At 58.9% G+C, this 25,879-nt stretch carries 17 protein-coding genes and 1 pseudogene; 6 read left to right on the forward strand and 12 right to left on the reverse strand.

What is annotated here, in order from left to right; genetic code table 11:
• Positions 1-1,224 carry an SfnB family sulfur acquisition oxidoreductase gene (locus NWP14_RS02995; RefSeq protein WP_375214747.1) on the reverse strand — a complete coding sequence of 408 codons (1,224 nt, stop codon included), beginning with the start codon at positions 1,222-1,224 and terminating at the stop codon, positions 1-3.
• Positions 1,225-1,503: 279 nt separating this feature from the next.
• Between NWP14_RS02995 and NWP14_RS03000 the strand changes: the two genes are divergently transcribed.
• A complete protein-coding gene (locus NWP14_RS03000) occupies positions 1,504-2,007 on the forward strand; it encodes a DUF1543 domain-containing protein (RefSeq protein ID WP_375214748.1) in 504 nt (167 codons plus the stop codon).
• Positions 2,008-2,053: 46 nt separating this feature from the next.
• On the opposite strand, the gene NWP14_RS03005 is transcribed toward NWP14_RS03000, so the two are convergent.
• Together NWP14_RS03005 and NWP14_RS03010 are read right to left on the reverse strand one after the other, a co-directional pair.
• The gene (locus tag NWP14_RS03005) at positions 2,054-2,695 is read right to left on the reverse strand and encodes a CatA-like O-acetyltransferase, family 1 (RefSeq protein ID WP_375214749.1); all 642 of its coding nucleotides are present in this window, start codon (positions 2,693-2,695) and stop codon (positions 2,054-2,056) included.
• 35 nt (positions 2,696-2,730) lie between these two features.
• Positions 2,731-3,114 (reverse strand): VOC family protein, encoded by a 384-nt coding sequence (locus NWP14_RS03010; protein WP_375214750.1) that lies wholly within the window; start codon positions 3,112-3,114, stop codon positions 2,731-2,733.
• Between the two features lie 92 nt (positions 3,115-3,206).
• On the opposite strand from NWP14_RS03010, the gene NWP14_RS03015 reads away from it, so the two are divergent.
• Positions 3,207-3,977, forward strand: a complete 771-nt coding sequence (locus NWP14_RS03015) for a DeoR/GlpR family DNA-binding transcription regulator (protein WP_095102250.1) — start codon at positions 3,207-3,209, stop codon at positions 3,975-3,977.
• Between the two features lie 115 nt (positions 3,978-4,092).
• Here NWP14_RS03015 and fdhF read toward each other — a convergent pair whose 3' ends face one another.
• Together fdhF and NWP14_RS03025 are read right to left on the reverse strand one after the other, a co-directional pair.
• Positions 4,093-6,240: a formate dehydrogenase subunit alpha gene (gene fdhF / locus NWP14_RS03020; RefSeq protein WP_375214751.1), complete on the reverse strand. Its 2,148-nt coding sequence runs from the start codon at positions 6,238-6,240 to the stop codon at positions 4,093-4,095.
• A 240-nt stretch (positions 6,241-6,480) separates the two neighbouring features.
• A complete protein-coding gene (locus tag NWP14_RS03025) occupies positions 6,481-7,926 on the reverse strand; it encodes a nucleobase:cation symporter-2 family protein (RefSeq protein WP_095102995.1) in 1,446 nt (481 codons plus the stop codon).
• 412 nt (positions 7,927-8,338) lie between these two features.
• Between NWP14_RS03025 and ygfT the strand changes: the two genes are divergently transcribed.
• Both ygfT and NWP14_RS03035 read left to right on the forward strand, forming a co-directional pair.
• Positions 8,339-10,282: a formate-dependent uric acid utilization protein YgfT gene (gene ygfT / locus NWP14_RS03030; protein WP_375214752.1), complete on the forward strand. Its 1,944-nt coding sequence runs from the start codon at positions 8,339-8,341 to the stop codon at positions 10,280-10,282.
• On the forward strand, positions 10,279-10,752 hold the full coding sequence (locus NWP14_RS03035; RefSeq protein ID WP_331850359.1) for a 4Fe-4S dicluster domain-containing protein: 474 nt from the start codon (positions 10,279-10,281) through the stop codon (positions 10,750-10,752). The genes ygfT and NWP14_RS03035 overlap by 4 nt, the downstream gene beginning before the upstream one ends.
• Positions 10,753-11,266: 514 nt before the next feature.
• Here NWP14_RS03035 and ssnA read toward each other — a convergent pair.
• A complete protein-coding gene (ssnA, locus tag NWP14_RS03040; protein ID WP_095102999.1) occupies positions 11,267-12,601 on the reverse strand; it encodes a putative aminohydrolase SsnA in 1,335 nt (444 codons plus the stop codon).
• Positions 12,598-15,702 (reverse strand): putative selenate reductase subunit YgfK, encoded by a 3,105-nt coding sequence (ygfK, locus tag NWP14_RS03045; protein WP_375214753.1) that lies wholly within the window; start codon positions 15,700-15,702, stop codon positions 12,598-12,600. Before ygfK ends, ssnA begins: the two co-directional genes overlap by 4 nt.
• A gap of 657 nt (positions 15,703-16,359) precedes the next feature.
• Between ygfK and NWP14_RS03050 the strand changes: the two are divergent.
• A pseudogene (locus tag NWP14_RS03050) lies at positions 16,360-17,151 on the forward strand (XdhC family protein); the annotation flags it as partial.
• Between the two features lie 83 nt (positions 17,152-17,234).
• On the opposite strand, the gene arcC reads toward NWP14_RS03050, so the two are convergent.
• The 5 genes from arcC to ygeW all read right to left on the reverse strand — a co-directional run bounded on the left by arcC (position 17,235) and on the right by ygeW (position 23,352).
• Complete coding sequence (arcC, locus tag NWP14_RS03055; protein ID WP_095103001.1) at positions 17,235-18,167, reverse strand: carbamate kinase; 933 nt, start codon at positions 18,165-18,167, stop codon at positions 17,235-17,237.
• 12 nt (positions 18,168-18,179) lie between these two features.
• Entirely contained in the window at positions 18,180-19,586 is a 1,407-nt protein-coding gene (gene hydA, locus NWP14_RS03060) for a dihydropyrimidinase (protein WP_375214754.1), read from the reverse strand.
• A gap of 51 nt (positions 19,587-19,637) precedes the next feature.
• Positions 19,638-20,849 (reverse strand): YgeY family selenium metabolism-linked hydrolase, encoded by a 1,212-nt coding sequence (locus NWP14_RS03065; RefSeq protein WP_095103004.1) that lies wholly within the window; start codon positions 20,847-20,849, stop codon positions 19,638-19,640.
• A 61-nt stretch (positions 20,850-20,910) separates the two neighbouring features.
• Complete coding sequence (gene dpaL, locus NWP14_RS03070) at positions 20,911-22,110, reverse strand: diaminopropionate ammonia-lyase (RefSeq protein ID WP_331850363.1); 1,200 nt, start codon at positions 22,108-22,110, stop codon at positions 20,911-20,913.
• Positions 22,111-22,170: 60 nt separating this feature from the next.
• Complete coding sequence (ygeW, locus tag NWP14_RS03075; RefSeq protein WP_095103007.1) at positions 22,171-23,352, reverse strand: knotted carbamoyltransferase YgeW; 1,182 nt, start codon at positions 23,350-23,352, stop codon at positions 22,171-22,173.
• 485 nt (positions 23,353-23,837) lie between these two features.
• Here ygeW and NWP14_RS03080 point away from each other — a divergent pair, with 485 nt between their 5' ends.
• Positions 23,838-25,616, forward strand: a complete 1,779-nt coding sequence (locus NWP14_RS03080) for a sigma-54-dependent Fis family transcriptional regulator (protein WP_346431378.1) — start codon at positions 23,838-23,840, stop codon at positions 25,614-25,616.
• The last annotated feature ends 263 nt before the right edge of the window (positions 25,617-25,879 follow it).

Consider the following 25,879-nt stretch of genomic DNA (forward strand, 5'->3'; position numbering starts at 1 on the left):
TTAGTTCCAGTCGTGGCGCTGTGGGCGAACGCCGTTCAGCACCCAGTTGCCCAGCAGCTGATACTTCCAGCGCACCGGGTCGTGCAGGGTATGGACGCGGGCGTTGCGCCAGTGGCGATCGAGGTTGCTGCTGCTGCTGGTGGCTCGGGTGCCGCTGAGCTCGAACAGGCGGCTGGCGGCCTCCAGCGCCACTTCGGTGGTGAACACCTTCGCGCGGGCGACGGCAACCGAAGCCAGCGCCACGTTCTCCTCGTTCAGCGCGTTGCGGTAGCGATCGAGGGTTTTCCCCGCCTGCTCCAGCAGCGCCTCGGCGGCGGCCAGCCTGCTGTCGATCTGCCCGATATGGTAGATGGTGAGCGGGTCGTCGCTGGCGCGCTCTACCCCGGCGTCAATCCACGGCCGGGCGAACTCGCGCACGAAAGCCACCGTGTCGTTCAGGGCCGCCCGGGCGATGCCGGCATCGATGGCGGCGGTGGTGAGCTGCGCGAAGGGCCCGGCGAGAGTTGGGGTGGCGTAGGATTGCCACGTCGGAAACAGATGGAACGGCTGGACCGCCAGATCCTCGGCCAGCACCGTCCCGCTGGCGGTGTTGCGCTGGCCGAGGCAGGCCCAGTCGTCGACCACGGTCAGACCCGCGCTGTCGCGAGGGACAAACGCCAGCTGCGCTTTGTCGTCGGCATCTAACGCCAAAATGCCGATCCAGTGGGCGTAGAGGGAGCCGGTGCAGTAGCCTTTACGGCCGTTGATATACAGACCCTCCGCGCGGGCTTCAAGCCGGGTGCGGATATCGAGAACCGTTTTACCCCCGGTTTCTGAGAGGGCGTTGGCAAAGCGGTGCCCCTGCAGGACGAGGTTAAAAAAGAAGGCGCGCTGCTCATCGCTGCCCTGCAGGCGAATATCCTCCAGCAGGCAGTAGTGGTTCTGCGGAATTTGCCCCAGCGACGGGTCGGCGGCGGAGATAATGGCGATAACCTGCGCCAGCGTGGCGGCTGAGACTTCGGCTCCGCCCCAGCGGCGCGGTACCGTAATGCCCCATAGCCCGCTATTGGAAAAGGTATCGACGATCTCGGGTGGCACAATGCCGCTACGGTCGCGCTCGGCGGCGCCGGGCTGCAGCACCAGCGCTATCTCATGGGCGATGGCCACCGCTTCTTCATCGCTGCTGATGACGTGCGCTTGCGGTGCGTAACGCGTGTAACTAACCGGCTGTGTGCTTTCTGGCATGCTGATTCCATCCTGATTAACGAAGTTCTATATGCAAAAAATAGATAACTAAATAATCTATAATTCCAATGAGTTATATAATCATTAGCAAAGGCTGTGCCAGAAAATTAAATTTTTATTTGATTTATAATCAATGAGTTAGGTTTTTGTGTCTGCAGAGAAGATGCTGCAAATGCAGCTGCGCTGAATGCGGGCTGCTGCATTTGCGACAGCCGGCTTGCTGAAATATTCGTTATATAGTTTGATATATAACGAAAATAACGATGCAGGGGATCTGAAGTGAAGCTATTTATGTTCTATGTTGGCGGCAATGCGGGAAAATCGAATATTGAAGTGCACGATATTCAGTTTGTGGCGGCGGAAAAACCCGAGGATGCCTGGCCCGCTCTGCGCGCGGCGTGGTTTGGTGATGCCGATAAAATTCATATCGATGGCTACAGTCAGATTACCTGGGCTGATGGCTACGAGGTGGTATTAGCGAAGCAGCCCCCGACGGCCGACGTCAGGTTGTTCTTTGTTAATGCCGGAGGCTATCGGCCGGATACGCTGGCGGAGCTGCACGAGTTTGATCTTTTCGTGGCGCAGGGGCCGCGCGGGGCGAAGGAGAAGGCGCTGCGCACGCTGCTGCGGGGCGTGGATCAGCAGCATAAAGATAATCTCAAAGAGGTTGATGACTGCCTGCTGCTGGATAAGGTGGGCGACTGGTATCTGCACCTGACGCCCAACGCGGCGGGAACGGCGGCGAAACCTGAATGGCAGGGCTACCAGCCGATCGGGCGCTAGCCCCGCGCCGAAGCCGCTGAGGGGCGTCAGCGGGCGGAATGGCGTTTCAGGGCTGCGGCCGCCATAGCGCATCCGGATCGGCAAAGCCCGCTTCCACCGCGGCGAAGAAGCGGCTGGCGTGCAGGCCGTCAACGAAGGCGTGGTTGAACTTACCCGCGACCGGTATTACGCCGTTTTTCAGTTTGCCCCAGGTGAGGGCGGGCACCGCGGCGCCGACGTAATATTCGGCATGGGTTATGGCGCTGAAATGCAGCCACGGCAGGCAGCTGGCGCAGAAGAAGTGCTCCCCGTTGACGATAAGCGGCGCCGGATCGGTGGTTTTTGCCGCCTCAATGTTCGGCGTTGCCGCCTGGCTGAAGGCGGCAAAATCGGCGGCGCCGTCGCACCACACCTGGCGAAACCCCTCCTGAGCGGTCATCACCGGCGTCATCACTGCTATCTCATCGTATTCAATAATCTCGTCGCCCAGCATCCGCTGTTTGAGCTCAGGAATAGCGTTGGCCGCCCGCAGCAGGGCGTAGAGCGCCAGCTGGAAAAAGGAGACCTGCCGGTCTTTGGCGCATTCGTACAGCCGTTGCGCTTCAAGCGGTACGCAGAGGTTAAAGCTGGGGTTGGCAAACGAGCGATAAAATTCGAAATGCTCCCGGCGATGCCAGGTTTCTCTGTCGATAACGTGGTAGGCGGGCACGGCGCGCTCCTGGTTGGTTCGGATGTCAGAGACGACTATGCGACGATTTCAATCAGATTGCCATCGGGGTCTTTGATCACCGCCTCATAGTAGCCGTCGCCGGTGGTGCGCGGCGGAGAGACCAAAATACCCTGCTCGTCGGCGCGCTGCGCCAGTAAATCGACTTTTTCTGCGCCGCCTACCGCAATGGCCAGATGCACCCAGCCGGTGTGGTTATTATCCGGCGTCCCTGCGCTGAGCCCCGGTTTGGTCATCAGCTCAATGGCAATATTGTCGCCGATCTTCACAAAGTAGGAGGCAAAGCCGTGATTAGTCTGGCTGCAGTACTTATCGTTAATGTCGCCCGCAAAGAAGTCGACCCAGAAGCGGGCCTGCTGCTCAAGCTGACGGGTCCAAAGCGCGATATGGGCTACTTTCATGGTGAATATCTCCTGACGGCGTGTTGACAGAGGGAGAGCAGATGCATGATCATGCTCACTAATGCTCGATTATATTAATGTAAGGATTTAATGTGCTCGATTATGCGGCATTCCCTCAACAGCGACAAGCGCTTATTTGCCAGATTCTGCAGGAGAACGGCAGGGTGGTATGCGCCGAACTGGCGACCAGACTGAACGTTTCAGAGCATACAATTCGCCGTGATTTACATGAGCTTAGCAAAGGAGGGTTTTGCAAAAAGGTCTACGGCGGGGCGGTGATGAACCTGCCGGAGGCCGGAGACTATAGCGAACGCAAAGATAAAAATACGGCAACAAAAATCAGGATCGCGCAACAATGCGCAAGGCTGGTGAAGCCCGGCGGCTGTATTTTTATCGATACCGGAACCACCAACCTGGCGATGGCCGAGGCCCTACCCGCCGAGCTGGCGCTGACGGTGGTCACCAACTCGCCGGAAATTGCCGCCGTGTTGCTAAAAAAACCGCTGTATGACGTGGTGATCCTCGGCGGGCAGATACAGCGGGCATCCGGGGGATGCGTCGGCACTTCGGCGGTTGCGCAGCTGCAGGGCATTCTGTTTGATCAGGGGTTTATCGGCGGCTGCGCGATGGCGCCGGAGTCCGGCCTGACGGGATTTGACTACGCGGACTGCGAATTTAAGAAAGCGGTGATCGGGCAGTGTAGCGAAATTATCGTTGGCCTGACGTCTGACAAGATCCCGGCGGTGGCCCGCTTTGTGGTGGTTGAAAGCAGCGCTATCGATGTGCTGGTGGTGGAAGAGAACGTCAGCCGCGAGTACAGCGCCACGTTTCGCGAGCACGACATCCGCATCTATACGGTGTAATCCCCGGCCGGCGTATGCTGAAACCTGCGCTTCCTTTCCCTGGCGGCGACAAATTCTCGACGATCTCGTTGCCCGGGCAGGGCGTTTACGCCGCTACCCGGGAAAACGGTCTGACTTAACCTATCGCGCTTTCGCGCAGGCGGGCTTTTAGCCTGCTGTACTCATCGATCACGTACTGCTCGGCGGCCCGCTGGTCGGCAATACGCTCAACGTTAACCGCGCAGTACTTGTACTCCGGCGTTTTGGTTATCGGGCTCAGGTTCTCGGTCACCAGCTCGTTGCAGGCGCCAATCCACCACTGGTAGGTCATATACACCGCCCCTTTATTCGGCCGCTCGCTGACCTGCGCGCGGGTGATGATGCGCCCCTTACGCGAGTTCACCCACACCAGCGCCTGATCCTCGATGCCCAGACGCGCGGCGTCGGCGGTATTGATTTGCGCGTAGCCCGGCTCGTCCGCCAGCGCGGCCAGCGCCGCACAGTTACCGGTCATCGAACGGCACGAGTAGTGGCCGACTTCGCGCACCGTGGAGAGCACCATCGGGTACTCCTCGGTGAGCTTGTCGATCGGCGCAACCCAGTCGCAGGTGTAGAACTGCGCCAGCCCGTTGGGGGTATCGAACCGCTCTTTAAACAGATAAGAGGTCCCCTGGTCGGCGGCGGATTCGTCGCGGCACGGCCACATGATGTAGCCCAGCTCGCCCATCTTCTCGTAGGTGGCGCCGTAAAAGTTCGGACACAGATGGCGCAGCTCGTCCCAGATCTCCTGGGTGTTGCGGTAGCGCATCGGGTAGCCCATCCGGGTGGCGATCTCGCCGATAATCTGCCAGTCGGTTTTCAGATCCCACTTCGGCTCCACCGCCTTAAAGAAGCGCTGGAAGCCGCGGTCCGCGGCGGTATAAACGCCTTCATGCTCGCCCCACGAGGTGGACGGCAGGATGACGTCCGCCGCCGCCGCGGTTTTGGTCATGAAAATATCCTGCACGATAACCAGCTCAAGCTCTGCAAAGGCTTTACGCACCGCCGAGAGTTCGGCATCGGTCTGCAGCGGATCTTCGCCCATAATATAGGCCGCCCGCACTTCGCCGTGGGCCGCCCGGTGCGGCAGCTCGCTGATGCGGTAGCCGGTGTGCGCCGGCAGGCTCTCCACGCCCCAGGCTTTGGCGAACTTCTCCCGGTTTTCCGGGAACTTAACGTACTGATAGCCCGGATAGGTATCCGGCAGGGCGCCCATATCGCAGGCGCCCTGGACGTTGTTCTGCCCGCGCACCGGGTTCACTCCGACGCCCGGCCTGCCGAGGTTGCCGGTCATGATCGCCAGGCTGGTCAGCGAGCGCACGGTTTCCACGCCCTGATAGAACTGGGTGACGCCCATGCCCCACAGGATGGCGGCGGATTTGGCGCCGGCGTACATCCGGGCGCAGGCGCGGATCTCCCGGGCGCTGACGCCGGTTATCTCTTCCACCGACTCCGGCGTATAGCCTTCAACGATTTTACGGTACTCCTCGAAGCCCTCGGTACGGCTGGCGACGAAAGATTTATCGTAGAGATCCTCTTCGATAATGACGTGTCCGACGGCGTTGAGCAGCGCGATGTTGGAGCCGTTTTTCAAGGCAATATGCATATCGGCAATGCGCGCGGTTTCAATCTTGCGCGGATCGCAGACGATAATCTTCGCCCCGTTGCGTTTGGCGTTAATCACGTGATTCGCCACGATGGGGTGTGAGTCGGCCGGGTTGTAGCCGAAGATAAAGACGAGATCGGTGTTATCAATCTCGGTGATGGCATTGCTCATAGCGCCGTTACCGACCGACTGGTGCAGACCTGCAACCGAAGGGCCGTGTCAGACGCGAGCGCAGCAGTCGACGTTATTGGTACCAATAACGGCGCGGGCGAATTTTTGCATCACATAGTTGGTTTCATTCCCGGTTCCGCGGGAGGAGCCGGTGGTCTGGATGGCATCCGGGCCGTACTTCTCTTTAATCGCGCTGAGGCGGGTGGCGACGTAGTCGAGGGCCTCGTCCCAGGAGACGGATTCCAGCCTGCCGCCGCGCTGGCGGCGGATCATCGGAGTTTTCAGGCGCGGGGTGAGGATTTGGGTATCGTTAATAAAGTCCCAGCCGTAGTAGCCCTTCAGGCACAGGGTTCCCTGGTTGTTTTTCCCCATCGCCGGCTCGGCGCGGATAATATTCCCCGCTTCAGTCACCAGCCCTATTTTGCAGCCGGCGGCGCAGTACGGGCATACGGTCATCACCATTTTCATTGGGATAAGACTCCTTTAATCATGCGGCAGCGATGTCGCGATTAAAAAAACAAAAAAAAACCAAACCGGCTGCTGATAGCGAGATCGATCGCCGCTTGTATAACCGGAAGGCTCATCAGCAGCAGCAGGGTCGCGGCGAGGGTCAGGCGAAGTAGCATGGTGGTTTCTCCTGAAAAAGAGGGTGCTTATTCGCAACATGAAGCACGGCAGCGGGGGAGCCCGATGCCGCTCTGGTTAGCGCTATTCCTCATGCTGCTGCTTTTTAACCTTGCGCATTAATAGCCACATGCGCACCGTGCGCGGCGCACGCTGCGCCCCCTGGGCTTCCGGCACCAGACCGGTGTGCTTGTTGTAGCCGTTGAAAAACAGGTTCAGGGTGACGGCGCTAAACGTGGCCAGCATGATCCCGCTGTGCAGCAGCGGCTGCAGTACCTCGGGGAATTTAGAGAAAAACTGCGTCGACAGCGTTGGCGTCAGGCCGACGCCAAGGCTGATGGCGACGATATAGAGGTTGTAGCGATTGGTGGAGTAGTTGATGCGCGCGAGAATGCGTATCCCCGTTGCCAGCACCATGCCGAACATGACCAGCCCCGCACCGCCCAGCACGAACTGCGGAATAGAGGCCACCAGCACCGCCATCTTCGGCACCATGCCAAATATAATCAGAATGGCGCCAGATGCGACGCAGACCCAGCGGCTATGGACGCGGGTGACGCTGACCAGGCCAACGTTCTGCGAAAAGGAGGTGTGCGGAAAGCTATTAAACAGCCCGCCAAACAGGGTACCGATGCCGTCAACGCGCAGGCCGCGAATGATATCCTGCGGCGTCAGCTTGCGGCCGACAATTTCGCCAAGCGCCAGAAACATCCCCATTGATTCAATGAAAACGATGATCATGACGGCGGTCATCGTGATGATTGATATCGGATCGAAGACGGGCGTACCTAAGGCCAGCGGAGTGACCACGGCGAACCAGTGGGCGTCATGCAGGCCGTTGAGGTTAACCTCGTTCATCATCATCGACAGGCCGAAGCCGAAAACGATGCCTAACAGTACGGCGACGTTAGACATAAAGCCTTTGGCAAAGCGGGTGACCAGCAGAATAAACAGCAGTACGGCAAACGAAATGCCCAGATAGATGGGGCTGCCATACTCCGGATTACCTTTCCCTCCTGCCGCCCAGTCGATCCCGACCTGCATAATGCTCAGGCCGATGGACGTGATGACGACTCCGGTGACCAGCGGGGGAAAAAGCGGCATCAGTCGTCCGATCAGCGGCGCCAGCAGGGTGGTAATGATCCCGGCCGCAATCGTCGCGCCGAAAATACCCATCAGTCCGGTATCGGGATGCATGCCGATGGCCAGCATCGGCGTCACGGCGGCGAAGGTTACCGACATAATGACCGGCAGACGAATGCCCATAAAACGCCCGACGCCGATACACTGCAGCAGGGTTACGACGCCGCAGCAAAACAGATCGGAGCTGATCAGCAGCGCGACCGTTTCTTTGCTTAGCCCCAGCCGGTCTCCAATCATTAAAGGGACGGCGACGGCGCCGGCATACATAACCAGAACGTGTTGCAAACCAAGAACGACCAGCTTCCCCGGGGATAAGACGCGATCCACCTCATCAATTGTGTGGGGGCTACCAGTGACCGATGGTGGTTGAGAATCAATGGCGCTCATAATGTATTTCTCCTTAATATCCAACGGCGGGCTCAGGAGCCAACCGGGAGGGGGGTGAATAGAGAGAGTGCAAAGCTCGCTATTACCTATGCTTAGGCAGTGCCAGTTTTTCTTCCTGTAGGCAAAATAATGTTGAAATGAGTCAACTATCACAGAAAGAGACGATAACGGCGGCGAGCGGCGGGAGAAAAAACGGCGGAGAGAAAATAACGTCTCATAATGAGAGGGATATAATCATTCTGACTCACAATATGATTCTGAGGCGCGTCTGACTGATATTTATTAGCGTTGAAGGGGATATTTTTTTGAGGCTGCTCGCAAAAATAAGTTTGCCCTGATTGAGAATGTAAAAAGCGCCTGATTATTGCATCGCGACCCTTTGTCAATTTCAGAATAATAAAAAGGGAAGCCAATGAACCGATTTATTGTTGCCGATGCCGCGAGCTGTATTGGCTGCCATGTTTGCGAAGTGGCCTGTGCTATCGCCCACAGCGAGGATTGCTGGCCGCAGCGGCGTCATGATTTCCTGCCGCGCATTCACCTCGTCTCTGATCGTGACGCCAGCCGCGTGACCACCTGCCGTCACTGCAACGATGCCCCCTGCGTGACCTCCTGCCCGACTCAGGCGCTCTGTTTCGCCAACGACAGTATCCAGCTGAAGCAGGCGAAGTGTATTGGCTGTAAAAACTGCGCAATTGCTTGTCCTTTTGGCGCCATCGAGATGGTGGCCGTCGGAGAGGATGCGCCGCAGCTGGCGCAGAAATGCGATCTTTGTCAGCAGCATCCGTCGGGTCTGCAGGCCTGCGTCGCCAGCTGCCCGACGCAGGCGCTGCGGCTGATGGATGAGGCCGGGCTCAACCGCCTGCGCCGGGAAAGACAAATTCGCGCCGCCCAGGGGCAGCCGGTACAGGTGCGGCGCAGCGACCGTCGCGCGGCATTCCTCAGCAAACCGCCTCGGGTGGGCGCGACGAAGATCGCCGCCGAGGAGCGCAAAGCGCATTTCGCGGAGATCTATCACCGACTCGGCGCCTGCGATGCCGAATATGAGAGCGATCGCTGTCTCTACTGCGCGCAGAAAGCGTGGTGCAACTGGACCTGTCCGCTGCATAACGCCATCCCGGATTTTATTCGGTTAGTGAATGAAGGAAAGATTATTGAGGCTGCGGAGCTGTGCCACCAAAGCAGCTCATTGCCGGAAATCTGCGGCCGGGTCTGCCCGCAGGACCGGCTATGCGAAGGCGCCTGTACCATGAAGGAGCGGGGCGGGGCGGTGACGATCGGCAACCTTGAGCGCTATATCACCGATAGCGCGCTGGCGATGGGCTGGCGGCCGCAGACCGGGGACGTCAGCCCACGCGAGGAGCGGGTGGCGGTGATTGGCGCCGGGCCGGCAGGCCTGGGCTGCGCCGATATCCTGGCGCGCGCGGGGGTGCAGGTCGACGTTTTCGACAGGCATCCGGAAATCGGCGGCCTGCTCACCTTCGGTATTCCGCCGTTTAAGCTGGATAAGAGCGTGCTGGCGGTGAGAAGAGAGATCTTCAGCGCCATGGGCATTCAGTTCCATCTTAACCACGACGTGGGGCGCGACGTGGCGTTCGCCGATCTGTTGGCCGGCTACGATGCGGTATTCCTCGGCGTCGGCACCTATGGCCTGATGGCCGCCGGCCTGGAGGGGGAAGATGCGCCCGGGGTGATTCAGGCGCTGCCGTTTCTGATCGCCAGCACCCGCGAAGTGATGGGACTCGAGGCGACCGAAGAGTATCCGCTGACCGAAATTCAAGGTAAGCACGTTGTGGTCCTCGGCGGCGGCGATACGGCGATGGATTGTCTGCGCACCGCCGTTCGACGCGGCGCGGCTAGCGTGACCTGCGCCTATCGCCGGGATGAGCCGAGCATGCCGGGTTCGAAAAAAGAGGTGCTGAACGCCAGGGAAGAGGGCGTGGAGTTCCGGTTTAACGTGCAGCCGCAGCGGATCCTTCGCGGCCGTAAAGGGGCGGTGCGCGCGGTGAGTATGATCCGCACCGAAATGGGCGCGCCGGGGCCGGACGGGCGACGTCGCCCGCGGCCGGTTGCCGGTTCTGAATTTGAGCTTACGGCCGACGTGCTGGTAATGGCGTTTGGCTTCCAGGCGCACGATATGCCCTGGCTGCGCGGTCACGGGGTCCAGCTCGACCGCTGGGGGCAAATTGGCACGGGCGGAGAGGGCCGGGCCAGCACGCAAACCAGCAATGATAAAGTTTTTGCCGGCGGCGATGCGGTACACGGCGCAGATCTGGTGGTGACGGCAATGGCTGCCGGACGCCAGGCTGCGAATGAAATGTTGGCCCTCTTTGCGGATCAAAAGGGGGGGATATGACCCGATTTATCCTGGCCAGCGCGCAGGCCTGTATCGGCTGTCGGACCTGCGAAGTCGCCTGCGCGCTGGAGCATGGCGGCACCGGCGCGGCGTTCCAGCCGCGCCTCAAGGTCCAACGTCTTGATAACGTCACCGTCCCGATTATGTGCCACCAGTGTGAAAACGCCCCCTGCGTCTCGGCCTGTCCGGTGGCGGCGCTGACCATCGGCGAGGGGCGGGTTGAGGCGGATGCGTCGCGCTGCATCGGCTGCCAGAGCTGCGCGGTGGTCTGCCCATTTGGGGCCATCACCGTTGAGAGCGCTGCCGCGCATCCGCCGCTGATTATCAAATGCGATCTGTGCGCAGAACGCGAGCGCGGCCCCGCCTGCGTGGAGGTTTGCCCCACGGCGGCACTCAGCATCATGACCCCCGAGCGGCTGGCGGCGCTGCTAAAACAGCGTAAAGAGGCCGCCGCCGCGTCTGGGATATAGCGGCTTGCCAAACGATCCCCGCCCCGAAGGGTGAGGAGCAGCTTTCATGCGGGCCAGCAGGGGGGTATTCCGTTCACCGGACGCTTTGCAGAACATGCGGTGTCGGTCTCGGTGCCAGGTGACCGGGTTAAGGGGAAGATAACCGTCTGCCCCTTAACAATCCCCGCGGTCCCGCACGGAAATCGGTGCTGCGCACTGCTCTCACCTCCCGGCCTGCAGCCTGCGCTCGGCCCAACTCGACCTGCTCGCCCGTTCCGGGGCTCGCTCCTGTCTCGATTCGCCTCTTGCCGCCATCCCTGGCGGCCAGCCCTTGTCTTCCGGCCTTCGGTTCGCCGATTTCAGCGGGGAGCCAGGGCCCCGCTGCACGCCTTTTCGCTACGGGACGCGCGTCGTCGCGGTTGAGTCAGGCAGCAAGCGGTGCACTCGCGGAGCAGGTAAAAAAGCCGGTCAGCTGCTCTGCTGACCGGCTTGAGACCTCGTGGAATAACCCGCTCCGATGCATGCCGGCGCCGCCTTAAGGCAGCGCGTCCATCCGCGCCCACATTTTCACCGCCGCCTTCCGCGCCTCGGCAAAGAGCGGTTCGTGATCGAAGGTAAACTGTCGGTTCTCGTAAATCATCTCCCCGTTGACCATCACGCTATGGACGTGATGACTGCCGAGACCAAAGGCGATATGCCCGGCGATATTTTCGGCCATCAGCGGCGTTGGCGCAGGGTAGTCGCAAATCGTCAGGTCGGCTTTATATCCCGCCTCAAGGCGGCCAAAGCGGGCGTTAAAGTTGCGGCTGAGCAGCTCGTTGCCGTTGCTTAAGGCACGGGCAAAACCGTCCGGCCACAGCGACCCGCCGGCGTCACGGTGCTTAAAGAAGGCAAACTTGAGCTCTTCGAACATATCAGATCCCAGGCCGTCGGTGCCCAGCGCCAGGTTGCGGAAGTCGACCAGCCGCTGGTTATAGCCGACGTGGTTGTTCATATTGGAGCGCGCGTTATGCACCAGGAACCCATCCTGAGAATTGAGGATCTCAATATCTTGATCGGAGAGATACAGGCCGTGGGCAACCAGCGTCCTGCGGTCAATCAGGTTAAACTCCGCCAGCCTGACCAGCAGGTCTTTTGCGTAGCGATGATGGCTGTGGCTGACGTCGTAGCGGTCCTCCGCCGCATGGATATGCAGGCCGCGGCCGGTGGCGCTCAGCGCCTCGCTGAGCATCGCCAGCCCCTCATCCGGCACCGTAAAGGGCGCGTGGGCGCCAATATGCGCTTCAACCAGGTAGGGTTCGCGACCCTGTTTCCGCGCCAGGTCGATTTCGCGGGCAAAGCGAATGTTCTCCTCGACGCCGGCCCGCAGTTCTTTAATCCCGCCGTTGCGATCGGTGGTTTCAAAACAGGTCATTCCCCGCAGGCCGATCCGCAGGAAGGCGTTGCGCAGCTGGCTGAGCGATCCGGCGATATAGTTGGGCGAAGCATGGTGGTCAATCACCGCGGTACAGCCGCTGCGCACGGCTTCCATAGCGCAAATCAGCCCGCTGTAATAGAGGGATTCTTCATCCAGCGCGCGGTCGAGCCGCCACCACATATTTTTCAGCGTCGAGATAAAATCAGGGCTGGGCGCAATATTGGCCTGAATCCCTCGCGACAGGCCGGAATAGAAGTGGTTATGCGAACACACTATCCCCGGCATCACCAGACGACCGTGCATCTCTTTGACCGTGGCCTGCGGGTAGCGCTGAGCGAGCCCCGGAGCAATAGCGAGAATTTCGCCGTTTTCGATCGCAATATCGACGCTTTCCGTGACCTTCGCCGGATAGAGCTGCGCGGCGGTGGCATTTTTCAGAATTAAGATACTCATACTTCGACGCCTCCCAGCAGGTAGCGGTGGTTAAGATGAACATGGCTAATGATGCGGCAAAGATCGGCAACGGTAGGGGGAACGTCAGCGATATGGCCGCTATCGTCGATTTTTAGCAGCCAGGTTTGCTCGTTTTGCCGTACGTGGACGCTGTCGTCCTCTACGAAGAAGCCGGGGTTGCTGCTGTTGGCGAAATCCTGCGCCAGGCTAAAGACGGTAATTTTGTCTTTGTAGGGCTTGCCCTGCCAGGGGCAGAACTGCGCGCAGTTGCCGCATTCGTTGCAGTATGCGTCGAGATGCAGCGTCTGATAGCGGTTCTGGAACCCCGGCACGGCAATAGAGACGTTGGCGCGGTTTGGGCACACGTCCACGCATTTGCTGCACACGTAGTTGCACTCCAGGCAGCGGGCCGCTTCCTGAGCAACGAACGCCTCTCGGTCATCGCTGGCCACCTCCGCGACGGCGATTGTCCCTTTGCGCTGGTAGATGTCCGCCGGATCGACGTTATTCCACTGCTTATGCTGATAGCGGGTGGCAATGTTTTCTCGCGCCAGAATAGCATCCGCTGCCCGACGGGCGTTGCCGATAGCCGAGACGATGGATGACGGGCCGCGCTGGACGTCGCCGATAAGAAATACGCCCGGCAGCGCGGTTTCGCCGCTGAGATCGACCGCCGGCCAGCCGCTGCCGTCCAGCGGAATGCCCATCGCCGCCAGCGCCTCAACGTCCTGCTGTTCGCCGATGGCGGCGATCGCCGTGTCCGCCCGTAGGGTGCGGGTTTGGTTGGTTGCCAGCGGGCGACGGCGGCCCTGTTCATCGGCGTCGCCGAGCTGCATCACCCGGACGGTCAGCGTTCCGTCGGCGTAGAACTGCTCAGGATTACTCAGAAACTCGAACGACACGCCGTCACGCAGCGCCTCTTCATACTCTTCGCGCCATGCCGGCATCTCCTGCTGCGAACGGCGGTAGACGATGGTGACTTTTTCCACGCCCGGCACCCGCATCGCGGCGCGCGCGCAGTCCATGGCGGTATTGCCCGCGCCGATAATCACCACCTGTTTGCCGAGCTGGAGGGCGTCACCGCGATTATATTCGCGTAAGAACTGCAGCGATTTGCGCACGTTAGGGTTATCACCGCCGAGGCTCACGCCGCTGTTTTTGTCGGTACCGGTGCCGACCAGCACGTAGCGGTAGCCCTCGCGGCGAAGTTTCTCCACCGTCAGCAGCGGATCGCAGCCGTAGACGATATTAACGCCGTGCTCGATCACGAAGTCGATATCGTGCTGGATAAGCTCGGCGGGGATGCGGAACTGAGGAATGATATTGCGCACCACGCCGCCCGCGTTGGCCTCGCGCTCAAACAGGGTCACCGGGTGTCCGGCGCGGGCCAGGAAGTAGCCTGCGGCAAGCCCCGCCGGGCCCGCCCCGATCACCGCCACCGGGTTCATCGCACCGGAACCGGCCGGTTTGTGCCAGCGCCGCTGATACTCTTCCCAGCCTTTCTCGAGCGCGATTTTCTTCAGTTCGCGAATATTGAGCGAACTGTCGTAGTCAAGGCGGGTACAGTTATGCTGGCACTGATGATCGCAAATATGGCCGGTAATGGCCGGCAGCGCGTTACGCTGATAGATAAGCTCAAGGGCGTCGGCATAGCGCTGCTCGCCCAGCAGGCGAATATACTCGGGAATATCCTGCTTAATCGCGCAGGCGCTCACGCACGGCGCGACGTAGCAGTCGGTGAGCGGCAGCGGCTCTGCGACCACAATGCGGTCCTGAGGTTTCCAGTGCTTCTGGGTGTACTCCATGCTGATGGCCTTTTCGGCCAGCGCGCTGAGGCGCCCGACGTCCACCTGCTGCAGCTCCCAGCCGTTGGCCTGTTCCAGCTCGCGCATGCAGGCGCTTAGCCGCAGATAGCCGCCCGGTTTTAGCAGGTCGGTGGCCATAGTAATTGGGCGGATCCCGGTTTCAAATATCTCGCGGATCGTCAGCTGACTGGCGCCGCCGGAGTAGGAAATAGGCAGCCTGCCGTTAAATTCGCGCGACAGCAGGGCGGCGACGTTGATGGCGAGGGGGAAGAGCGCCCGTCCGGACATATACATCTCATCGCCGGGCAAAGCGCCTTTGCGATTGATCGTCCCGAGGGTGTTGGTCAGCTTGACGCCGAAACCTAGCGCTTTTTCTTTCGCCAGCGCCATCAGGCGATGAAGCATCTCCAGCGCCTGACCGATTTTCAGGTCGTGATCGAAGGATTCTTCACTGAGGCCGATATAGCTAAAGCCGCAGGTATCGAGGATTTCACGCACTCGCGGATAGCCAAGCAGCGTCGGATTGAGCTTCACGAAGGTATTAAGCCCTTTCTCTTCCAGCATATAGCGGCAGATGGCCTCAATTTCATCAGGCGGACAGCCGTGCATGGTCGAGAGCGTGACGCCGCTAACCAGCCTGCCCGGGACCCGCTGGGCCAGCGTCGCCAGCTGCGGACGAATGTCCTCAAGCTGATTGCCGACCACAAAGCGGTCGCTATGCGTCCAGCGGTAAAGCGTATCGCGATACTGCGCGAATTTCGGATGAGATCCGGCATCCATTATATTGTCGATAAACTGCTGCATCGGCGGCTGCTTAATGCCGTCGAGGTTATAGCCGACGCTCATATTAAAAATAAACGACTTGGCGGATTTTGACGGCGTGAACGGGAATATCTCTTCCAGCAGATGGAGGATAAACCAGGCCTTCAGATATTCATCCCAGGCTTTGAGCAGCGTAAATTCGGTGGACCATTCGGTGTTAAAACACTCATCTTCGGCGTCAATGCAGGGCTTTTCCAGCTCAAGACGGTCGAGTATCTGCACGGTTTTCAGCTCAATAAACCTTCCGCCGGTGAGCCATGAGGTGATGATATTTTGCGCCAGCTGGGTGTGCGGCCCGGCGGCGGGGCCGATGGGCGTGGCGCAGCTCTCGCCAAATACGCTCACTCGTCTGGATGTCGCCGGGATATAAAACTGTTGTTCCGGGATACCAAAAATTGAACGGTGGTGCTGATACTCATCAAAAATACGCGTCAAAAGTTCCTCAAACGGGACGGGACGCATAATATCACCCATAACCCTCTCCTTAGATTCATTTATGAGATCAACGTTGCCGGTACGGGCTCGTTATTTTTAAGGCTGCCGCTTTGCGAGCGACGGAAAAATAGCGGGCGTCGCATTAATTCCGACGGATGGAAAAGGAACAGCAACATTCGCACCAGTTATTTCACAGGTGGCAGGATTAGGCATAAATTTGTGAAGGAACTCTAAATTAAAGGTGGTTATTGTCGCGATGACGTCGGTCTAAATGGGAATTAAAATCACTCAATAAAATGTCGGGGGAGTATTGTTAAAAATTATCCGCGAGCTATCACAATGATAATATTTGTTTAGCGGCTTTATTATGCTGCGCGCGAATTATTCAGGTAAATGAATAACGGACATTCCGTCGGCAAATAAAGCCGTCCGTCTGACTTCGCTTTCCGCGACGCTGTTCACGAATTTGCGCTAAAAGCCGCGGCTGAGCATGAACCTTGCATACTCAATTCTGCCGTCAGGCCGTTGTCGTCAACGCTGCCCGCCGGTTCAGGCGTGCCGGCAGGGCGTCGCCGATGTGGTTGTTGAATCAGCTGTCTCAAAGTGAGAATGGGCGGCCAGCCCGCAGACGATGCATTGGAGAGTAAAGGACCCGGCCCGGTCGGGCTGACCACAGGAATAGCCATTGAGGTTGTTATGAATATTTTCTCAGAAGCCGCAAGGCTTGAAGCACAAAACTGCCCGTTTGCGCTGGCGCAAATCGTCGAGAGCCGCGGCTCAACGCCCAGGCACTCCGCGCAGATGCTGATCCGCGCTGATGGGAGCATTATTGGCACCATCGGCGGTGGGATGGTCGAACGCAAGGTCATTGATGAAGCGCTGGAGGCCTTGGCTGAAAAGGCCTCGCGCATGTTTCATGGCCGGATGGCGCGCAGCGGCACCGACGCCGTGGGTTCCGACTGCGGCGGGGCAATGTCGGTGTTTATCAGCGTCCACTGCCAGCGACCGCGGCTGGTGCTGGTCGGGGGCGGGCACGTTAATCGTGCAGTTGCGCAGGGCGCCGCGCTGCTGGGATTCGAAGTTGTCGTCGCCGATATCCATTCTGCCAGCCTCGATCCGCAGCTGTTTCCGCCGACGACCCGGCTGCTGCATGCCGACAGCTTCGCCGCAGCCGTTGAACAGCTGGCGGTTCGTCATGATGATTTTGTCCTGATCGCCACGAATAACAAAGATCGTGAAGCGCTGGATAAGCTGATCGCCCGGCCGGTGGCCTGGCTGGGGCTGCTGGCCAGCCGCCGCAAGGTGCAGGTTTTTTTACGCCAGCTGCGGGAAAGCGGGGTGGCGGAAGAGCATATTGCGCGTCTCCATGCGCCGGTAGGTTACAACATTGGCGCCGAAACGCCGCACGAGATTGCCGTCAGCGTACTGGCCGAGATCCTGCAGATTAAAAATCAGGCTCCCGGCGGTCTGATGATGTCTGTACATCCGGAAATTGAGGGACAAAAAGCGCTGACGACCGCATGATGCGACTCCCCCGCGACGGAGGCGAGGGGCCGCTGGCGCCGGGTTGGCTACCCCTCAATCAGCGTCCCCGTTTTTCCTTCTATCCCTTCCCGGGCCTTGCTTAGCATGGTAATTAAGGCCCGGCGCCCAGGCCGCGAGCGGGCGAACGCCGCGGCGGCTTCGACTTTCGGCAGCATAGAGCCTTTGGCGAAATGACCTTCGGCAATAAAGCGGTCGATATCGTTAAGCGAGAGCCTGTCCAGCCATTGCTGATTAGGCTGGCCAAAGTTGATCGCCACTTTTTCCACCGCGGTGAGGATAATCAGCATATCGGCATCGATCGTGGCGGCGAGCCTGGCGCTGGCCCGGTCCTTATCAATGACCGCGCTAACCCCGCGCAGGTGGTTCCCCTCGCGGATCACCGGGATACCGCCGCCGCCGACGGTAATCACCACCTGTCCGGCATCCATCAGCGCCTTCACCGTCTCTTTTTCGATAATATCGACGGGCTCCGGGGAGGCCACCACCCGACGATAGCCGCGCCCGGCATCCTCTTTCAGCGTGTAGCCCTGGCGGATCAGAACCTGGGCTTCCGCTGCGCTGAAGAATGAGCCGATGGGTTTGCTGGGATCGCGGAAAGCTTCATCGGCGGCGTCAACCTCAACCTGGGTGATCACCGTGGCGACCGGAACGGGCATCCCGCGCGCGAGCAGCGCCTCACGCAGCGCATTTTGCAGATCGTAGCCAATATACCCCTGGCTGAGCGCGACGCAGACCGACATCGGCAGCATCGGGGTATGGGCCTCGGTTTTGGCGGCGGCCTCGAAGGCCAGATTGATCATCCCGACCTGCGGGCCGTTGCCGTGCGTCACCACGACCTGATGCCCCTGGGCAATGAGATCCACAATCGCCTGCGCCGTTTGCGTAACGGCCTGCATCTGTCCGGCAAGATCGTCCCCTAAGGCATTCCCGCCGAGGGCGAGAACAATTTTCTTACTCATGGATTCCTCTCTTTAAAGGCGTGCGCCGCGCGCCAATGCCTGCGCGGTTGAAAAAGGGTTACGGCGTATAAAACGGCCTTGTCCGGCGCTGCCGGTAAAGGTGCCGTTGCTGAAAATGACCCTGCCATGAGACAGCGTCTGGCGGATGGCGCCCTGGCAAATAAACCCCTCCCACGGCGAGTAGTCGGCGTTGTCGTGGAGCTGCTGGTGGCGGATGGTGGTGGTTCGTCGCGGGTCGATAATGACCACATCGGCATCCGCGCCGGGCGCCAGCAGGCCTTTTTGCGGCCAGAGGCCAAACAGCTTCGCCGGAGTGGCGCTGGTGAGCGCCACGAAGCGCTCCGGCGAGATCCTTCCGCTCATCACGCCGTGCGAAAACAGCAGCAGCAGGCGGTTCTCAACCCCGGGAAGGCCGTTCGGACAGCGGCTAAAATCGCCGCCGGATAGCTGCCGCCGCTGGGCCATCGAGAAGGCGCAGTGATCGGTTGCCACCACGTCAATGGCGCCATCGGCTATGCCGCACCACAGCGCGTCGTTGTTGCTGGCGTTGCGCAGCGGCGGGCTGAGCAGAAACTGCAGCGCGTCATCACGCTCATAGCAGCGATCGTCGAGCAGCAGATACTGCGGGCAGGTTTCGACCCAAACCGGCTGTCGACGCGCCTGGGCAAGGCGGAGATAATCGAGCCCCAGTCGGTTAGACAGGTGCACGATATACAGCGGCGCGTTGCCGGCAAGCCGGGCCAGGTTGATCGTCCTGGCGATGGCTTCGGCCTCGCACTCCGGCGGACGACTCAAGGCGTGGTAGCGGGGCGCGGTTTTGCCGGCGGCGAGAAATTCGGCGCGCTTTTGCGCAATGGCGGCATCGTTTTCCGGGTGGACGGTGGTGAGCGCTCCGGCGTGATGCAGATGCTTTAGCGCCTGAAGCACCTCGTCATCGTTCAGCTTGTACTGGTAGGTTAAATAGAGCTTAAAGCTGCTGATCCCTGCCTCAACCATCGACGGAATTTCATCAAGAATGGCGTGGTTGATATGCTGAATAACGCCGTGAAAGCTGTAATCGATTGTCGCTTTGTAGGCGGCGTAGCCGTGGTAGGCTTCGAGCTGATGGTGCAGCCGGCAGCCGGCTGGCCCGAAGCCCATATGATCGATAATGGTCGTTGTTCCGCCGCAGGCGGCGGCGCGGGTACCGGTAAAAAAATCATCACAGCTGCGGGCGAGGCCGGTATCAATATTGAAATGCGTGTGGACGTCCACGCCCCCCGGCATCACGTAGCATCCCTCGGCGTCAATTATTTCGCAGGGTTGCTCCACGGCGATGTCTGCCGCCAGCTGGCTAATTAACCCGTTTTCAATCAGCAGGTCCTGTTTGGCCTGGCCGTCAGCGTTGACGACGGTGCCATTTTTAATCAGTACGCGCATAAAAAGCTCCAGACTCCCGTCGCAGGCGGCGGGAGGGATTGCGGATCATTATTATTCTGTTGCCAGCCAGCTAAGTGGGATAGCGGCGTACATTGCGGCGCAGGTCACGAGGTGCGATTTCCAGGTTTTTTCATTCGGGGCGTGGGCTTCCGGCTCTTTGCCGGGGCCAAAGCCAATGACCGGGATCCCGTGACGGCCCATGATCGAAACGCCGTTGGTAGAGAACGTCCATTTATCGACCACCGGCGCTTTGCCGAACAGGCCTTCATAGGCGTTGCTGAGCGCCTGGACGGTAAAGTGGTTCTCCTCTACTTTCCAGGTCGGGAAATAGCACTCGGTGGGGTAGACGAGGCCGGTCCAGGAAGGGCGATCGTAGTTGTACATCGACACCACGGCCCCCGTTTTTTGTACCGCCGGCAGGGCGCGGATTTCGTCCAGCGCGCCTTCCCAGGTTTCTCCCCAGGTCAGGCGGCGGTCGATGGAGACGGCGCAGCTGTCGGCGACCGCGCAGCGGCTTGGCGAGGTAAAGAAGATTTCCGAAACGGTCAGGGTACCTTTGCCGAGGAAGTCGTCGTTGCCCAGATGTCGGGAAAGGTCCTGCAGTTCGTTAAGAATCGGCCCCATTTTGAAAATAGCGTTATCGCCGCGTTCCGGCGCCGAGCCGTGACAGCTGACCCCCTGTACGTCCACGCGGATCTCCATGCGCCCGCGCTGGCCGCGGTATATCTGGCAGTCGGTGGGCTCAGTGCTGACCACGAACTCGGGGCGAATGCCGGACTGCTCGATGATGTACTGCCAGCAGAGGCCGTCGCAGTCCTCTTCCTGGACGGTGCCGGTCACCAGCAGGGTATACTCATCCTCCAGGCCCAGGTCTTTGATGATTTTTCCGGCATACACCATTGAGGCCATGCCGCCTTCCTGATCCGACGTCCCGCGCCCGCCGATCAGCTCGTCGGTCTCCATACCCTCGTAGGGGTCGAAATTCCAGTTTTTGATATTGCCGATGCCCACGGTATCGATATGCGCATCCATTGCCACCAGGCGCGGGCCGTGGCCGATATAGCCGAGTATGTTGCCCATCGGGTCGATTTCAACTTTGTCGAAACCGACCTTCTCCATCTCTTCTTTTATTCGCTGGACGACGCGCTTTTCGTCGCAGCTTTCGCTGGGTATGGCCACCATATCGCGTAAAAAGCGGGTCATGTCCTGCTGGTAGTGGTTGGCTCTTTCGAGAATCAGTTTGAATGGAATTTGCTTTGCCATGGATTCGTTCTCCGGTCCTGTTTTCCCGCCGCGCGGGATGAGTTGAAAAGTATGCTGAGGCCTATCGCGTCGCCGGGTGTTTGCCTTCCCAGACCACTTCCCGGTAGTGCTTCACGTCGGTGTCACCTTCGGTGCTGATGACCAGCACGATGGAGTCGCTGTCCAGCCTGAGCTTGTGCATTAGCGCTTCGCGCTGGGGATGAAAATGTACGGCGGCCAGCACTCCGAGACCGACGGCGCCGGACTCGCCGGAAATCACCCGCGGATCGTCGCCGGTGGGGTTACCCAGCACGCGCATCCCGAGGGCGGCAACGGCGTCCTGACAGGAGATAAACTGGGTGGCGCAGTTGCGCAGAATTTCCCAGCCCAGCGGGTTGGGTTCGCCGCAGGCCAGGCCGGCCATGATGGTGGCCATTTCGCCGCCGACGTTGACGATTTGGCCTTTAACGCCGGAGCGGTATAAACAGTCGGCCAGCTCAGGTTCGATAATCACCGAATGCAAATTGTTGGCGCCATAGGCGTCGACCAGGTAGCCCAGCACGCCGCCCGCCATCGCGCCGACGCCGGCCTGCAGGAACACATGAGTGGGGCGGGCAATTCCCATCGAGGAGATCTGCTCGACCGCTTCGTCGGCAAGGGTGGCGTAGCCTTGCATAATCCAGGTCGGGATGCGGGTATATCCTTCCCAGGCCGTATCCTGCACCACCTCCCAGCCGTTTTGCTGCGCCGTTTGCAGAGTGAAGCGCACGGTATCGTCGTAGTTCATTTCGGTGACGATACATTCGGCGCCGAGGCGTCGGATGGCGTCGACGCGCTCCTGAGCAGACCCTTTTGGCATGTAGATCACCGCATTCTGCCCCAGCTGCTGGGCGGCCCACGCCACGCCGCGGCCGTGGTTGCCGTCGGTGGTCGTCGCGAAGGTCATCTTCTCCGTCATGCCGGGCTTGAACGTGTCGAAGGAAAATTCGTTGATATCCAGGCGGTATTTTTCGCACAGCAGCTGCGCAATGGCCCAGGCGCCGCCGAGCATCTTGAATGCGTTCAGGCCGAAGCGCTGCGATTCGTCTTTGACCAGAATCCGGCCCAGGCCAAAGAGGGCGGCAAGGTCGTTCAGGGCATACAGCGGGGTGGGTTTATAGCCGGTGATTTTTTGATGAAAATGGCGCGCCTGTTTCGCCTGCTGGCGAGAAAAAAGCGGCGAACTGATGGCGTTAAAAAACCGATTATCGGCAATATCCATTTTCAATGAGAAAGCAGACATACTCTTTCCTTATCCTTCATGGCGTGAGCGGAGAGCCGGCCAGCAGGCCGGCCTGAGGGGTTATTTGATTCGTTTTTGCGCTTCGACGAGCAGTTGTTCCAGCAGCAGGCCGGGTTTGGCATATTTACGGCAGAGGATCATCGAGGCGATGATGTACGGCTTCCAGCTCGCCTCTTTGTAGGTGGCGATGCGATATTTTTCGAAGACCGCTTCGGTGACTTCGCCTTCAGCGCAGGAGACGCCGGTGATATCGGCCGGCAGGCAGTGCATATACAGCGCGTCGCCGGTTAGCGCCATCATCTCTTCGGTGCAGTGCCAGTCTTTATGATTAGCGTTCTGTGCCAGACAGGCCGCCTCAAGGGCTTTCAGCCCTTCGCGATCCTCGGCGCGCAGCAGTTCGGTACGCTTTTCCATCACTTTGTACGGCGCCCAGGATTTCGGGTAGACGATATCCGCATCCTTGAAGGCCTCTGCCATCTCGGTGACCTGGCGGAAGCTGCCGCCGGAGGCCTCGGCGTTGTTTTTCGCCACTTCGATAACGTCGGGGATCAGATCGTAGCCTTCCGGGTGGGCGAGGGTGACATCCATACCGAAACGGGTCATCAGGCCGATGATGCCCTGCGGAACCGAAAGCGGTTTGCCGTAGCTGGGTGAGTAGGCCCAGGTCATGGCGATTTTTTTGCCCTTGAGATTCTCTAACGATCCGAAATGCTCCCGCAGCCAGGCGAGGTCGGCCATTGCCTGCGTTGGGTGATCGATGTCGCACTGCAGATTGATAAGCGCCGGGCGCTGCGGCAGCACGCCCTGACGATAGCCGTCGTCGAGCGCTTCGCCCACTTCGCGCATATAGGCGTTGCCGGCGCCAAGGTACATATCGTCGCGGATGCCAATAGCGTCAGCGCAGAAGGCGATCATATTGGCCGTTTCACGCACGGTTTCGCCGTGGGCGATTTGCGATTTCCCCTCGTCCAGGTCCTGCTGCGCAAGTCCGAGCAGGTTCAGCGCCGAGGCGTAGGAAAAGCGCGTACGGGTTGAATTGTCGCGAAAAACCGAAATTCCCAGACCGCTATTGAAGACTTTGGTGGCGATATTTTCCGCGCGCAGAGTTTTCAATGCCGCCGCAACGTCCAGTACCTGTTTTAGCTCATCCGGGGACTGCTCCCACGTCAGCAGGAAGTCCTTCTGATGAAGATGCGAGTTCAGCTTGTTGATATCCTTAATCAGGTCGTTAACAGTTTTCATTTTTTAAATCCTGGAGTGAGTGACGGCTTAATGATTGCTGTGCGGTCGGAAAAGGGTGGTGACTGAATAGCGACTGCCAGCGCTATATTTCTACTAACAATAAGCATGCCAGTTCATACAGCCCCAGGCGTAATATGGCTGAGGTGGCGAAAATTATGCGAGGGATGTCACGAAATATAGTTTCGAATGGGGGCGGGAAATAATAACCGGGCGATCCTGTCAGGAGGGGAGTGAAAGCACTTCCCGCATCCGGCGAGATATACCAGCGGCAGCGACGTTAAAACCCACCAAAGTGATAAAGGCGGCGCGTCTATTCTCATATTGATATGAAAATGTGATACTTCTTACATATTTTCGTCAAGGAATGAAAAAGAAACCTGCCTCAGTCAAATATTGTTGGCGGCTGGGTTAGTATCATGACCGAAGAATAAGAGCAGTCACATTGCCAGATATCTCAGCTGGTTAGTGATATTAAAAGGTTTATTATGATGACCTCGAACACATTTTCCGTTTTGATGCAGATTCAGCCGACCATTCAGCGTTTTGCCAGGATGCTATCCAGCGTGCTTCAGCTCGAAGTTGAAATTGTCGATAACACGCTATGCCGGGTTGCCGGGACCGGCGTGTATGCCAAATCGCTGGGGCGCAAATTAAATACAGATTCGCGACTTTTGCGCTACATTATTGAAACAAAAAAAGAGAAGGTGGTGACCCATTCCCGCTTTGACCCTTTATGTAAAGAGTGCACCAGTAAAGATAGCTGTAAAGAGAAAGCCTTTCTTGGTACGCCGGTTATTTATCAGGATCGGTGCGTCGGAGTCATTAGCCTGGTGGCATTAACCTGCGAGCAGCAGGAGCGTATTAATGACAACCTGCGCGAGTTTTCCGATTATGTCCGCCACGTCTCCTCGATATTTGTTTCCCGGCTGCTGGAGGATCAGGGCGGCAGCGATAATATCCAGAAAATGTTTTTAACGATGATCGAAAATATGGATCAGGGGGTCCTGGTTATTGGTCACGATCAGAAGGTCAAGTTTGCTAATCACACGGCGTTAAAAACTCTCGGGGTGAACCAGGGAAATATGATCGGTAAACCCATCAATTTTAGGCCGCTGACTTTTGAGCATAATTTTACTCGCGGCCATATGCAGCACGTGATCTCATTCGATAACAAGACCGAAATGATTATTGGCCAGCTGCACGCGGTTCAGGATCAGTGGCTGTTTTTAATGGCCTTCCATCAATCGCACTCATCTTCAAGTTTAAGCGCCTCTGTGGAAGAGCCGCAGATTGAGCAGATGGTGGGAGAGTGCCGGTCGATGCGCCAGCTGAAAAAGCTGATCAGGCGCATTGCGCCCAGCCCCTCAAGCGTCATGATTGCCGGCGAAAGCGGCACCGGGAAGGAGGTGGTCGCCAGAGCGATACATAAGCTCAGCGATCGTCAGGCCAAACCTTTTATCGCCATCAACTGCGCGGCCATTCCTGACCAGCTGCTGGAAAGCGAGCTCTTTGGCTACGTCAAGGGCGCTTTTACCGGCGCCTCGGCGAACGGCAAAACCGGGCTAATCCAGGCGGCGAACCACGGCACGCTGTTTCTCGACGAGATTGGCGATATGCCGCTGACGCTGCAGGCTAAGCTGCTGCGGGCCATTGAGTCGCGAGAAATCCAGCCCGTCGGCGCCAGCCATCCGGTGCCCGTCGATATCCGCATTATTTCGGCGACTAACCAGAATCTCGAACAGTTTATCGTTGCCGGCAAATTCCGCGAAGATCTCTACTACCGGCTCAACGTTATCCCTCTGATGCTGCCGCCGCTGCGGGAACGTCAGGATGATATCGAGCTGCTGATTCACTACTTTCTGCAGCTGCATACGAGGCGCCTGGAGCTGGTCTACCCCGGCGTGGCTGCGGAGGTCGTCGCCATGCTCAAGGGCTACCGCTGGCCGGGTAATATTCGCGAGCTGAGCAACCTGATGGAGTATCTGGTCAACGTGGTTCCCTCAGGCGAGGTTATCGACGCCTCACTGCTGCCGCCCAATATCATCAGCAGCGCCAGGCTGGCGGAGCGTGAGCCGGCCGCCGCCGGTCCGCTGAGCGTGCCGGGAGAAGAGGAGAGCGTCACGGCGCTGGATGAGATGGAAAGGCAGATGATCCGCGAAGCGCTAACCCGCCACAGCAATAAGAAGCAGGCGGCAGATGAGCTGGGTATTGGCATTGCCACGCTGTATCGTAAGATTAAAAAGTATGAGCTGGTGGGGCTGTAAAAGCGCCGGCCGCAGGGGCTGAAAGCGCCCCGCGTATCACTCTGAGAGTCCGGTTATCAAAATCGCTACCGGGCGCCCGCTGCGTTGCCGCTATTTGATGAATTTGGGGTTGTTCGTTTTTTGAGCATAATGTTCAAAGCGATCCGCCGTCGTGCTTGCTCGCTTCAGTCGCCATTTCATAGTCTTAACGGGATGAATGGCACCGTTCTTGCCTTGTGATGTTCTCTTCGGCCGCCGCGGCGGCCGGTAGCAAACATGATAAG

This window comes from Klebsiella sp. C349492, from assembly GCF_042055345.1.
In the GTDB taxonomy this organism is placed as follows: Bacteria; Pseudomonadota; Gammaproteobacteria; order Enterobacterales; family Enterobacteriaceae; genus Klebsiella; species Klebsiella scottii.